Annotated in this window: 13 protein-coding genes; 7 read left to right on the forward strand and 6 right to left on the reverse strand. The window is 65.5% G+C overall.

The annotated features are described in order from the left end of the window. Positions 1–137: 137 nt before the first annotated feature. Both FIU85_RS18300 and ctaD read right to left on the reverse strand, forming a co-directional pair. Positions 138–689 carry a hypothetical protein gene (locus tag FIU85_RS18300; RefSeq protein ID WP_152497921.1) on the reverse strand — a complete coding sequence of 184 codons (552 nt, stop codon included), beginning with the start codon at positions 687–689 and terminating at the stop codon, positions 138–140. 80 nt (positions 690–769) lie between these two features. Beyond that, a complete protein-coding gene (gene ctaD, locus FIU85_RS18305) occupies positions 770–2446 on the reverse strand; it encodes a cytochrome c oxidase subunit I (RefSeq protein ID WP_152492984.1) in 1677 nt (558 codons plus the stop codon). A gap of 368 nt (positions 2447–2814) precedes the next feature. On the opposite strand from ctaD, the gene FIU85_RS18310 reads away from it, so the two are divergent. The 5 genes from FIU85_RS18310 to FIU85_RS18330 all read left to right on the forward strand — a co-directional run bounded on the left by FIU85_RS18310 (position 2815) and on the right by FIU85_RS18330 (position 6422). Further along, positions 2815–3447 (forward strand): ATP-dependent Clp protease proteolytic subunit, encoded by a 633-nt coding sequence (locus FIU85_RS18310; protein ID WP_152492983.1) that lies wholly within the window; start codon positions 2815–2817, stop codon positions 3445–3447. Between the two features lie 192 nt (positions 3448–3639). Continuing rightward, positions 3640–4902 carry an ATP-dependent Clp protease ATP-binding subunit ClpX gene (clpX, locus tag FIU85_RS18315; RefSeq protein WP_152492982.1) on the forward strand — a complete coding sequence of 421 codons (1263 nt, stop codon included), beginning with the start codon at positions 3640–3642 and terminating at the stop codon, positions 4900–4902. A gap of 260 nt (positions 4903–5162) precedes the next feature. After that, a complete protein-coding gene (locus FIU85_RS18320) occupies positions 5163–5546 on the forward strand; it encodes an NADH:ubiquinone oxidoreductase subunit NDUFA12 (protein ID WP_152497922.1) in 384 nt (127 codons plus the stop codon). Between the two features lie 37 nt (positions 5547–5583). After that, the gene (mlaD, locus tag FIU85_RS18325; protein ID WP_152497923.1) at positions 5584–6051 is read left to right on the forward strand and encodes an outer membrane lipid asymmetry maintenance protein MlaD; all 468 of its coding nucleotides are present in this window, start codon (positions 5584–5586) and stop codon (positions 6049–6051) included. Next, on the forward strand, positions 6048–6422 hold the full coding sequence (locus FIU85_RS18330) for a DUF2155 domain-containing protein (protein WP_152492979.1): 375 nt from the start codon (positions 6048–6050) through the stop codon (positions 6420–6422). The genes mlaD and FIU85_RS18330 overlap by 4 nt, the downstream gene beginning before the upstream one ends. Here the strand turns inward: FIU85_RS18330 and aat are convergent. Further along, entirely contained in the window at positions 6386–7036 is a 651-nt protein-coding gene (aat, locus tag FIU85_RS18335) for a leucyl/phenylalanyl-tRNA--protein transferase (protein WP_152492978.1), read from the reverse strand. The genes FIU85_RS18330 and aat overlap by 37 nt on opposite strands. Before the next feature lie 91 nt (positions 7037–7127). On the opposite strand from aat, the gene FIU85_RS18340 reads away from it, so the two are divergent. Continuing rightward, positions 7128–7832 carry a class I SAM-dependent methyltransferase gene (locus FIU85_RS18340; protein WP_172978102.1) on the forward strand — a complete coding sequence of 235 codons (705 nt, stop codon included), beginning with the start codon at positions 7128–7130 and terminating at the stop codon, positions 7830–7832. Between the two features lie 46 nt (positions 7833–7878). Here FIU85_RS18340 and accC read toward each other — a convergent pair whose 3' ends face one another. Together accC and accB are read right to left on the reverse strand one after the other, a co-directional pair. Continuing rightward, complete coding sequence (gene accC, locus FIU85_RS18345) at positions 7879–9231, reverse strand: acetyl-CoA carboxylase biotin carboxylase subunit (protein WP_152497924.1); 1353 nt, start codon at positions 9229–9231, stop codon at positions 7879–7881. A 10-nt stretch (positions 9232–9241) separates the two neighbouring features. After that, complete coding sequence (accB, locus tag FIU85_RS18350; RefSeq protein ID WP_152497925.1) at positions 9242–9751, reverse strand: acetyl-CoA carboxylase biotin carboxyl carrier protein; 510 nt, start codon at positions 9749–9751, stop codon at positions 9242–9244. A 281-nt stretch (positions 9752–10032) separates the two neighbouring features. On the opposite strand from accB, the gene FIU85_RS18355 reads away from it, so the two are divergent. Next, complete coding sequence (locus FIU85_RS18355; RefSeq protein ID WP_152497926.1) at positions 10033–11502, forward strand: class I adenylate-forming enzyme family protein; 1470 nt, start codon at positions 10033–10035, stop codon at positions 11500–11502. Between the two features lie 126 nt (positions 11503–11628). Here FIU85_RS18355 and FIU85_RS18360 read toward each other — a convergent pair whose 3' ends face one another. After that, positions 11629–12045, reverse strand: a complete 417-nt coding sequence (locus FIU85_RS18360) for a hypothetical protein (RefSeq protein WP_152497927.1) — start codon at positions 12043–12045, stop codon at positions 11629–11631. Between the last annotated feature and the right edge of the window lie 23 nt (positions 12046–12068).

The following is a 12068-nucleotide window of genomic DNA, read 5'->3' on the forward strand; positions in this document are numbered from 1 at the left end:
TTGAAATCCTCTTTGCAGGCGAAATCCGCGTCGCAGCAACGCGGTCTGGTCCTGAAAAGAGCGGGTTTTGCGTAACAGGGGCGCAGCGAATGCGTTAAACTTTTGTGACGGCACCGGGTTCGTCGCCGTCTTGCCGCTCAGCGGCGGCTGAGACGGTGGCGCAGAAACGACCAGACGGTCAGCGCGGCAAGCGCGACAAGGGCGGCCTCGCCGATCAGGCGGGCCACCCGGCCCAGCCCCGCCACCGCGGACGGATTGGCAGCCTGCGCCCCGCCATTGACCAGCACCAGCGTCACCACGCCGGGAACCAGCACCAACCCCGCCACGACCGGCCAGAAAAGCCAGCGCGTCGCAGACGGGTAGAGCATGGCGCCCAGGCGCTGCTGCCACCACATGAGGGCACAGACGAGCGCAGGACCCACCAGGGCCAGAAGAACCGCGATCAGCGGTGCGACGAAGACCTCGAAGACCGGCGCGCCGCCGCCGCGCCACCCGGTCGCGCCGCCGCCGCGGCCGAACGGAAACCCCCAGATCAGCTGGGGTGCGAAACGCGAGAGCGCGAGGCTTGCCACGCAGAGTAGCAGGTAGATCTCGACCCCGAACGCGTATAGTCGCCAAGGCGCGGCGCGGCGGCGGTGCAGCACGCTGCCGCCGATCACGATCACCAGTATGCAGGCAAGATAGATCAACCCGGCACGCCTCTATTGAACGAAACAGGCCCCGGATCGCTCCGGGGCCTGTCGAAAGGTTCAGGCTGGACAGCCGCCGCCTAGTGGTGCGCGGGCTGCTTGTCCCAGTCTTCCCGCTTGGGCAGCTGCTCGAACGTGTGTTCGGGCGGCGGGCAGGGCAGGGTCCATTCCAGCGTGTCGGCATATTCGTTCCACGGGTTGTTCTGCGTCACGCGTGCGCCGCGGAACAGCGAGTAGGCGATCACACCGAAGAAGAAGATGAACGAAGCGAAGGACAGGAAGGCACCGATGGACGACCAGTAGTTCCAGACCGCGAAGGCCTCGGGATAGTCGATGTAACGGCGGGGCATCCCCTGACGTCCCAGGAAGTGCTGCGGGAAGAAGGTCAGGTTCGCACCGATGAACATCGCCCAGAAGTGCAGCTTGCCGGCCCATTCGGGGTACATCCGCCCGGTCATTTTGGGGAAGTAGAAGTAAACCCCCGCGAAGATGGCGAAGACGGCGCCCAGCGACATCACGTAGTGGAAGTGCGCCACCACGTAGTAGGTGTCATGGTACGCCCGGTCGATGCCCGCTTGGCTGAGGACGATGCCGGTGACGCCGCCCACGGTGAACAGGAACAGGAAACCGAACGCCCAGAGCATCGGCGTCTTGAACTCGATCGCGCCGCCCCACATGGTGGCGATCCAGCTGAACACCTTCACGCCCGTCGGCACCGCGATCACCATCGTGGCCAGCATGAAGTAGGACTGCTGGGTCAGCGACATGCCCACGGTATACATGTGGTGCGCCCACACGACGAAGCCGAGGAAGCCGATGGCGATCAGCGCCCAGACCATCGGCAGGTAGCCGAAGATCGGCTTGCGTGCGAAGGTCGCGATGACGTGGCTGATGATGCCGAAGCCGGGCAGGATGATGATGTAGACCTCGGGGTGGCCGAAGAACCACAGGATGTGCTGGTAGAGCACCGGGTCCCCACCGCCGGCCGGATCGAAGAAGGTCGTGCCGAAGTTGCGGTCGGTCAGCAGCATGGTGATGGCGCCCGCCAGAACCGGCAGCGACAGCAGGATCAGCCACGCGGTGACGAAGATCGACCATGAGAACAGCGGCACCTTGAACAGCGTCATGCCCGGTGCGCGCATGTTCAGGAACGTGGTGATCATGTTGATCGCGCCCAGGATCGAGCTTGCGCCCGACACGTGCACGGCAAAGATCGCCAGGTCCATCGACATGCCCGCCTCGTTGGTCGAGAGCGGCGGGTAAAGCACCCAGCCCACGCCAGAGCCAAGCTGCCCGTTGCCGCCCGGCGCCAGAAGCGAGGCGACACCCAGCGAGGTACCGGTCACATAAAGCCAGAAACTTAGGTTGTTCAGACGCGGGAACGCCATGTCCGGTGCGCCGATCTGCAACGGCATGAAGTAGTTGCCGAAGCCGCCGAAGAGGGCGGGGATCACCACGAAGAACATCATCAGAACCCCGTGATAGGTGATCATGACGTTCCACAGGTGCCCGTTCGGGGTACATTCGCCGGCGGCCGCCGCGGTGAACCGCGCGCCTTCCATGCACATGTACTGAACGCCCGGCTCCATCAGCTCGAGCCGCATGTAGACGGTGAACGCCACCGAGATCAGGCCGACGAATGCCGACGTGATCAGGTAGAGAATCCCGATATCCTTGTGGTTTGTCGACATGAACCAGCGGGTGAAGAACCCGCGGTTGTCGTCATGTCCGTGGCCGTGAATGGCTGCGTCTGCCATCTGGGTGCCTCCTGCTGGTCGTTTATACGAAGGACACCTGTTGGCAAAGGGTCGGTCAGACTCCTCCGCAGCGTGTCCCGCAACACGAGAACGGTTCTAGAATGCCCCGCGAGGATGAGCAATGCGCCAGATTGACATAGCGGGATATTTTTTGTCGCAGCGCGCAGCGGGGCGAAAACGGTCAAAACCCCTGCAAAACTTAACGAATTCTTCACCATGACGGTGTCTGACCGGCGACGGCCCGTGGCTGGGAACAGCGCGCGCGAAAATCGCCGGCCGCTCTTGAAGCCCCCCCGGCCCACGCATAAGGTTCACTGCGACGCGGGCCGATCCACGGCCCGGACCATGCGCATCAAGAGGCAGGCAACATGACAGACCCGATGGAAACCTACATGAACACGCTCGTCCCCATGGTGGTCGAGCAGACCAGCCGTGGCGAACGGGCCTACGACATCTTCTCGCGCCTGCTGAAGGAGCGGATCATCTTCGTCAACGGCCCGGTGCATGACGGCATGTCCAGCCTGATCGTGGCACAGCTGCTGCACCTCGAGGCGGAAAACCCGTCCAAGGAAATCTCGATGTATATCAACAGCCCCGGCGGCGTTGTTACATCGGGCCTGTCGATCTACGACACGATGCAGTACATCAAGCCCAAGGTCAGCACGCTGGTCATCGGCCAGGCCGCCAGCATGGGCAGCCTGCTGCTGACCGCCGGCGCGGCGGGCATGCGCTTTTCGCTGCCCAACAGCCGAATCATGGTTCACCAGCCGTCGGGCGGCTACCAGGGCCAGGCGACGGACATCATGATCCACGCCGAGGAAACGCTGAAGCTGAAACGGCGTCTTAACGAAATTTACGTAAAACACACCGGACAATCGCTGAAAAAGGTCGAGGAGGCGCTGGAGCGCGACAACTTCATGTCTCCCGAGCAGGCCAAGGACTGGGGCCTGATCGACGAAATCGTGGAAAACCGGGCGAAAGGCGACGAAGACGACAGCTGATCCGCGCATCCGCGGCACGCGAGGGGGCAGGGGCGATTTTGACATTGAGGTGCCAAACGCTCTGCCCTAAGCTGCCTCAAACGGACGTGAAACTAGCGACCCGCGCTAGGGCCGGATGAACCGGCCTCACCCATCCAGGGTGGCGCACATGATGGGTCTGACATACGGCGCAGGACGCCGAAAGGTGCAAGAATGGCGAACAACTCCGGTGGCGACAGCAAGAACACGCTCTACTGCAGTTTCTGCGGCAAGAGCCAGCACGAGGTCCGAAAGCTGATCGCGGGTCCCACGGTTTTCATCTGCGACGAATGCGTTGAACTGTGCATGGACATCATCCGCGAGGAAACCAAGACCGCCGGCCTGAAGGCGACGGATGGCGTGCCCACCCCGCGCGAGATCTGCGATGTGCTGGACGATTACGTGATCGGCCAGGCGACGGCGAAGCGCGTGTTGTCGGTCGCGGTGCACAACCATTACAAGCGCCTCAACCATTCCGGCAAGAACGACATCGAACTGCAGAAGTCCAACATCCTGTTGATCGGCCCCACGGGCTGCGGCAAGACGCTGCTGGCGCAGACGCTTGCGCGGATCCTCGACGTGCCCTTCACCATGGCCGACGCCACCACGCTGACCGAGGCCGGGTATGTGGGCGAGGATGTCGAGAACATCATCCTCAAGCTGTTGCAGGCGTCCGAGTACAACGTCGAACGCGCGCAGCGCGGCATCGTCTATATCGACGAGGTCGACAAGATCACCCGCAAGTCGGAAAACCCCTCGATCACCCGCGACGTGTCGGGCGAGGGCGTGCAGCAGGCGCTCCTGAAACTGATGGAAGGCACCGTGGCCGCCGTGCCGCCGCAAGGCGGGCGCAAGCATCCACAGCAGGAATTCCTGCAGGTGGACACCACGAACATCCTGTTCATCTGCGGCGGCGCCTTCGCCGGCCTCGACAAGATCATCAGCCAGCGCGGCAAGGGCAGCGCGATGGGCTTCGGCGCCGACGTGCGCAACGTGGATGAGCGCAACGTGGGCGAGGTCTTCAAGGATCTCGAACCCGAGGACCTGCTGAAATTCGGCCTGATCCCGGAATTCGTCGGTCGCCTGCCGGTCATCGCGACGCTGGAAGACCTGGACGAGGATGCGCTGGTCACGATCCTGACCCAGCCCAAGAACGCGCTGGTCAAGCAGTACCAGCGCCTGTTCGAGCTGGAGAATGTGGAACTGACCTTCACCGACGACGCGCTGACGGCGATTTCCAAGCGCGCGATCGCCCGCAAGACCGGGGCGCGCGGCCTGCGTTCGATTCTCGAGGATATCCTTCTCGACACGATGTTCGAACTGCCCGGCATGGACAATGTCGAGGAGGTCGTGGTGAACGAGGAAGCGGTCACCGCCGAAGCCGCGCCGCTGATGGTGCATGCCGACGCCAAGAAGGAAGAGGCCAGCGCCAGCTGAGCGCCCTCCGCCCCGGCGCGGACAAATTTTTCGAAAAATTTGCCCATGAAAATCCTGTCGATTTTCATGGGCATTTTCTTTGCAAGAAAATGCTGGCCTGCACGGGCAGGGACGAGGCCGGCAGCGCGGCGGCGCGTCACGCGCGGGCTTGCCGGAAAAGGCGCCGGACTGGCGGATAGAGGCCGCCGCGGCCTCCTGCGGGCTGGACCTTGGCGGCAATCTGCGGCATATCGGGACCAGCGACGTTTCGGAGGATCATGATGGGTCTGCTCACCTCTCTTTTGCGCGCCGTCACCTGGTGGAACGGCGCCACTTTGAACACGATGATTCACACCCGGCGCAAGGGCGTGAAGGTCGGTGAGGACGATCAGGGCAACATCTTCTACCAGACCGGCGACGGCAAGCGCCGCTGGGTGATCTTCAACGGCGAGGCCGAGGCCAGCCGGGTCAGCCCGGAATGGCATGGCTGGCTGCATCACACCTACAAGGAGCCGCCCACCGAGGCGCCGCTGAAGCGCAAGCCGTGGGAAAAGCCGCACGAGGAAAACCTCACCGGCACCGCGCTGGCCTACGCCCCCGCGGGCTCGATCCGCCGGGCCGAACCGGCCGAGCGGCGCGACTACGAGGCGTGGAGCCCCGAGTAACCCGGCGTCCCCGGACGCTTTCAACCAGGAGCCGCGCATGGCCAGCGAGAACTTGACCGAGGTTGCCGTCGGCGGGGCCGTCCTGGCCATCGCCGCCGCCTTCGTGATCTATGCCGGACAGGTCAGCGGCTTTTCCGCCGCCGCCCCCGAATACCAGCTGCGCGCCAGCTTCCGCAGCGCCGACGGCATCGACGTGGGCACCGATGTGCGCCTCGCGGGGGTCAAGGTGGGGCGCGTGACCGACATGCAGCTCGATCCCGAAACCTACCGCGCCCGCGCCGTCTTTACGGTGCGCGAGGATATCGAGGTGCCCGACGACAGCGCGCTCGCGATCAGCTCCGAGGGGCTGCTGGGCGGCAACTTCGTGGAAATCATGCCCGGCGGCTCGCCGTTCTATTTCACCGCCGGAGACGAGATCGAGTTCACCCAGGGGTCGGTCAGCCTGATCGGGCTTCTCACCAAGTTCGTGGCAGGCGACGAGGCCGGACAAGAGGCCGGCGAATGATCCGACGCCATCGTGTCTTGACCGCCATTCTGGCGGCGTTGCTCTGTGTCTCCGGCGCGCAGGCGCAGGAAGAGGTCGAGGTCGGCACCGGCGTCGTGCTGCGCTGGGTCGACAAGATCACCACCGAGACGGGCGACCTGGAAATCGCCAACGCCAGCGCCGGCAATGTCGGCCGGATGCGGATCGAGCTGGGCGAGTGCCGCTATCCCGCGGGCAACCCGGCGGGCGACGCCTTTGCCTTTCTCACGGTCCACCCCGAAGAGGACGCGCCGCCGATCTTTTCGGGCTGGATGATGGCCTCGTCGCCCGCGCTGAACGCGGTCGAGCATCAACGCTACGATATCTGGGTGCTGCGCTGCATCACCCAGTGAGGCGCGGGATCGAAGGGCGGGTGGTTGATATCCGCGTCGATGCGCAACGCGTGTTCCAGCGCTTCGCGGTACATCGCCCGCGGAATCTCCTGCGCGCCCAGGCTGGCCAGGTGCTCGGTCTGAAACTGCGTGTCGAACAGGACGAAGCCGCAGCGCCGAAGGTGCCCGGTCAGGTGCGCCAGCGCCAGCTTCGACGCATCGGTGCGGCGCGAGAACATGCTTTCGCCGAAAAAGGCCGCCCCGAGCGTCACGCCATAGACCCCGCCCGCCAGCACGCCGTCCTGCCAGATCTCCATCGAATGCGCGTGGCCCATGCGGTGCAGGTCCATGTAAAGCGCCCGGATCGGACCGTTGATCCAGGTTTCCGAACGGGCGGCACAGCCGTCGACGGTGCCCTTGAAATCGGCATTGAGCGTAGCGGTGTAGGCGCCCCGGCGCACTCGGCGGGCGAGGGACCGCGACACGTGAAACCCGTCGAGCGGCAGCACGCCGCGCAACCGCGGATCGACCCAGAACAGCTCCGGGTCGTCGCGCGACTCGGCCATCGGGAAAATTCCCGCCGCGTAGGCCTGTAGCAGAAGTTCCGGATCGAGAGGCGGCTGGCGGTCGGACATGGACACTCGTGTCGGCGGGCAGGGCGGCGTTTACCGTTCGTTACGGGATGTCATGCTAAGCGTTTGCCCGGATCATGGCAAAGGAGATGACATGGACGGCCTGAATGACGCGCCGGATACGGGCGCGGCCGGGGATCCCGGCACCGTCGAGGTTACATTGCGACAACGCGCCAACCGCCGGCAGGCGCGGTACGGGATGCTGTTCGACTGTTTTCGCCATGTCATCACCGACAGCAGCGTGCTCTATCTCGGCGCCGGGGATGGCAGGTGGTGCGCCGACCTGGCGCAGGCCGGCGCCCTGCAGGTCGTCGGGGTCGAGGCGCAGGACGAGCTTATCGCCCGATTCGACGGTCTGCCCTCCATCGGGGCGCGGGAACGGGTCGAGATGCGCCGCGCCGCGCCGCTCGACTTTCTGCAAACCGCCGCCGACATGGACAAGAGGTTCGACCTCGTGGTGCTGATGGACGTGCTGCGCGACGTGTCCGACCTCCACGAGGTCTTCGAGGATATCGCCAGGCTTCGCCCCAGGATGGTGATGGGGGACGGGGTGCTGGCCACCTCGGCGGAGCCGCTCTTGCGGCTGGAACCGCGCCGCGCCGCCGGGGGCACGGCCCGCGCGCCGCACGTGATCCCCAGCCGCGGCGCGATCACCCAGGCCGCCACCGCCAACGGGTTCGAGGTGGACTGGACCGACTGGACGCAACTGCCGCCGTCGCTGCGCGAGGGGCTGTCGGACTATTACCGCTCCGGCCCCATCGCGCGCGCGAGTTTCACGCTGATCGACGCCGGAACCTGAGGCCCTAACGGCATCGCACAAGCCCCGGGACCGGGGCATGGCGGCCTCAGCCCTCCTGCAGGTTGGTTTCCAGCCAGTGTTCCAGCCAGTGTATGTTGTAGTCGCCCGAATGAATGTCGGGCTCCTGCAACAGCGCGTGAAACAGCGGCACCGTGGTGTCGACACCGTCCACGATCAGCTCGCCCAGGGCGCGGTTCAGCCGCGCCAGCGCGGTGGCACGGTCCTGTCCATGCACGATCAGCTTGCCGATCAGAGAATCGTAATAGGGCGGGATCGAATAGCCATCGTAGAGCGCCGAGTCCATCCGCACGCCCAGGCCGCCAGGGGCGTGGAACTGCGTGATCCGGCCCGGCCGGGGCGAGAAGGTCGGCAGCTTCTCGGCGTTGATGCGGACCTCGATCGAGTGACCGTTGATCTTCAGGTCCTCCTGGGTGAAGGACATCGGCAGCCCCTCGGCCACGCGGATCTGTTCCTGCACCAGGTCGACGCCAAAGATCGCCTCGGTCACCGGGTGCTCGACCTGCAGGCGCGTGTTCATCTCGATGAAATAGAACTCGCCCTTCTCGTACAGAAACTCGATCGTGCCCGCACCGGCATAGTCGATCTTGGCCACCGCGTCGGCGCAGATCTTGCCGATCCGGGCGCGCTCTTCCTCGGTGATGCAGGGGCCGGGGGCCTCCTCGAACACCTTCTGATGCCGCCGTTGCAGCGAACAGTCGCGCTCGCCGAGGTGCACCGCACGTCCCTTACCGTCGCCGAAGACCTGGATCTCGATGTGGCGCGGCGTGGTCAGGTACTTCTCGATATAGACCTCGTCATTGCCAAAGGCCGCCTTGGCCTCGGACCGCGCGGTCATGAAGGCGTTTTCCATGTCGGCGGCGGTCTGCGCCACCTTCATGCCGCGCCCGCCACCACCTGCGGTGGCCTTGACGATCACAGGATAGCCCATCTCGTCACCCAGCGCCTTGGCTTCGGCAAGGTCGGCCACGCCGCCCTCCGAGCCCGGCACGCAAGGCACGCCCAACGCCTTCATGGTGTCCTTGGCGGTGATCTTGTCGCCCATCACCCGGATGTGCTCCGCGGTGGGGCCGATGAAGGTCAGGTCGTGATCCTCGACGATCTGCACGAAATTGGCGTTCTCCGACAGAAAGCCATAGCCGGGGTGAATGGCCTGCGCGCCCGTCACCTCGCAGGCGGCGATGATCGACGGGATCGACAGGTAACTCTCGGAGCCCGGCGGCGGGCCGATACAGACGGATTCGTCGGCCATGCGCACATGCATCGCGTCGGCATCGGCGGTGGAATGCACCGCGACGGTGCGGATGCCCATCTCGCGGGCCGCGCGGATCACCCGCAGGGCGATCTCGCCCCGGTTGGCCACAAGGATCTTGTCGAACATCGCTTGGCCCTTATTCGATGATCATCAGGGGGGCGCCGTATTCCACCGCGGCGCCGTCCTCGACCAGGATGCGCTTCACGGTCCCGGCACGGGGGGCGGGGATGTGGTTCATGGTCTTCATCGCCTCGACGATCAGCAGCGTATCGCCCTCGGCCACCTGCTGACCCACCGCGACGAAGGCGGGCGCGCCGGGTTCGGCCTGCATGTAGATCGTGCCGACCATGGGCGAGGTGACCGCGCCGGGATGGCTGGCCGGGTCCTCGGACGGCGCGGGGGCCTCCGACGCCGGTGCCGCGGCCGGGGCAGAGGGCGCGGCCGGCGCCGCCGGGGCAGGGCCGGGCGCCGACATCTGTTGTACCACCTTCTGCTTGCGGCTGACGCGCACGTTCAGCGTGTCGTCGTCGCCGTATTCGCGCTTGACCTCCAGTTCGGTCAGGTCGTTGTCGTTCAGCACCTCGGCCAGCGCCTTGATAAACGCCACGTCCGCGTCGTGGTTCGTCTTGGAAGTCTTGTCCGGCATCCCGTATCCTCGAAGCTAGGGTCGCGGCCCACTGTCCCGTCCGGCCGCGCCTGTCTTGTTTTGCGCGCTTATAGGCCAGGACGGGCCTACTTGAAAGCGCCTATTTGCAAGGAAATCTGGGGCATTTGGCGACGGATTGCGAGGGGAAAATCAAACCGACCGCAACCGGGTGGCTTTTCGCCATCGAAAGCCTGTTCCGCCGGGCCGGGACAGGGTTTACCATTGATCCGGGCGTCGGTCGGCGAAACACCGGCCGCGACACTCCGACCGCGAGGATGCACATGAACATCGCCCATTGGCTCCAGCGCCAGGCAGAGGGACGCGGGACCGCGCCCGCGCTATTCCACGGCACGCGACGCGTCGCCGATTATGCCGGGTTCCACTCCCGCGCGGCCGCTTTCGCCGGGGGTCTGGTCGCGCGCGGCATCGGTCCCGGCGACCGCGTGGCGGTGTTCATGGCGAACCACCCCGATTACCTCGTGGCGCTGTACGGCAGTTGGATCGCCGGGGCCGTGGCCGTGCCGGTCAACGCCCGCCTGCACGGGCAGGAGGTAGCCTGGATCCTCGACAATGCGGAGGCGTCGCTCTGCATCGCGACCGGGGCGCAGGCCAGGGCGCTGGAGGGGGCCGCCTGTCCGGTGGCGTCCCCGGACGAGATCGCGGGCGACGCGCTGCCCCTCGTGTCGCGGACGCCGTCGGACCTCGCGTGGCTCTTCTACACCTCCGGCACCACGGGGCGGCCCAAGGGCGTGCAGATCACCCACCGGATGCTTCAGACGATGAGCCTGACCTACCTCGCCTCGGTCGATGCGGTCAGTGCGGAAGACGCTACGCTCTACGCCGCGCCGATGAGCCACGGCGCCGGGCTCTACAGCCTGGTGCATGTCCTGATGGGCACCCGCCACGCGGTCCCCGAAAGCGGCGGCGTGGATCCGGGCGAAATCCTCGACCTCGCGGGGCATTTCGGGCGGATGCACCTTTTCGCCGCGCCCACGATGGTGCGGCGCCTGACCGACCATGCCCGGCAACACGGCCGAGACGGCACCGGCCTGCGCAGCGTGATCTATGGCGGCGGCCCGATGTACGTGGCCGATATCGAGGCGGCGCTGGACGTGTTCGGCCCGGTTTTCATTCAGATCTACGGCCAGGGCGAGGCGCCCATGGCGATCACCTCGCTGAGCCGCGCGGACGTGGCCGCGCGCCGCGCGCTTGCCACCGTCGGCCGCGCCCAGGCCGGAGTCGAACTGCGCGTGGGCGACGCGGCGGGCCACCCCCTGCCACCGGGCGCGGTGGGCGAGATCATGGTGCGCGGCGACGTGGTGATGCCCGGCTACTGGCGCAACCGGGCCGCCACCGCCGAGACCCTCCGCGACCGCTGGCTGATGACCGGCGACATGGGGTGTCTCGACGCGTCGGGCTATCTCACGCTGCAGGACCGCTCGAAGGACGTGATCATCTCGGGCGGGCAGAACATCTATCCGCGCGAGGTCGAGGAGGCGCTGCTGACCCATCCTGATGTCTCCGAGGTCGCCGTGGTGGGACGCCCAAGCGACGAGTGGGGCGAGGAGGTGGTGGCCTTCGTGGTGCCCGTGGGCGAGACGCTGGACGAGGCAGCACTCGACGCCCATTGCCTGGACCGGATTGCCCGGTTCAAACGCCCCAAGGTCTATGTCGCGGTCGATGAACTGCCCAAGAACAACTACGGCAAGGTGGTCAAGACGACGCTGCGCGCGCGGCTGTCGCAGGACTGAGGGCAGGGGCGGAAATTTGCAAATTTCCGCACCATTTTCTTGCAAGAAAATGACCCAGGATTTTGGAAAATCCTGTCCCGGAAAATACGCATTTTCCGGCCCGATTTCTGCGCGGAAATCGCGCGATCAATCGTCGTCCTTGTCGCCGGCCAACAGCCGGTCCGCCTTCTTGCGTACCAGCACCGTCCGCAGGTCGTGCATCGCCAGCAAAAGCGCGTCGGTCACGTCTTCCAGCTGGTCATCCGTGGCGCGCGATTGCGCCCAGTGCGTGGTCAGGTTCAGGTAATCCACCGCCCGGTGAATATCGTCGATGTCCCGCCGCGCCAGCAGCTCGGTGCGGGCATCCATCCATTCCTTGATGACCCGCGCGTCCTCGTCGGTCAACGCCCTGTCGCCATGCGGTTTGACCTGTCCGTTCTTTATGTTGATGACCGCGATCTGGTCCATCTCGATCCGCCGCTGGCGGTTCTCGGTGTCCACGCGAAACACGAACGCCCCGTTCTCGCGGACGCGGAAGTAATAGTCTGGCAACTCGCCGCTCACGCGGGCCTCCCCTGCGACGTGAC

Origin of the sequence: Roseovarius sp. THAF8 (assembly GCF_009363735.1) — a bacterium.
Classification (GTDB): domain Bacteria; phylum Pseudomonadota; class Alphaproteobacteria; order Rhodobacterales; family Rhodobacteraceae; genus Roseovarius.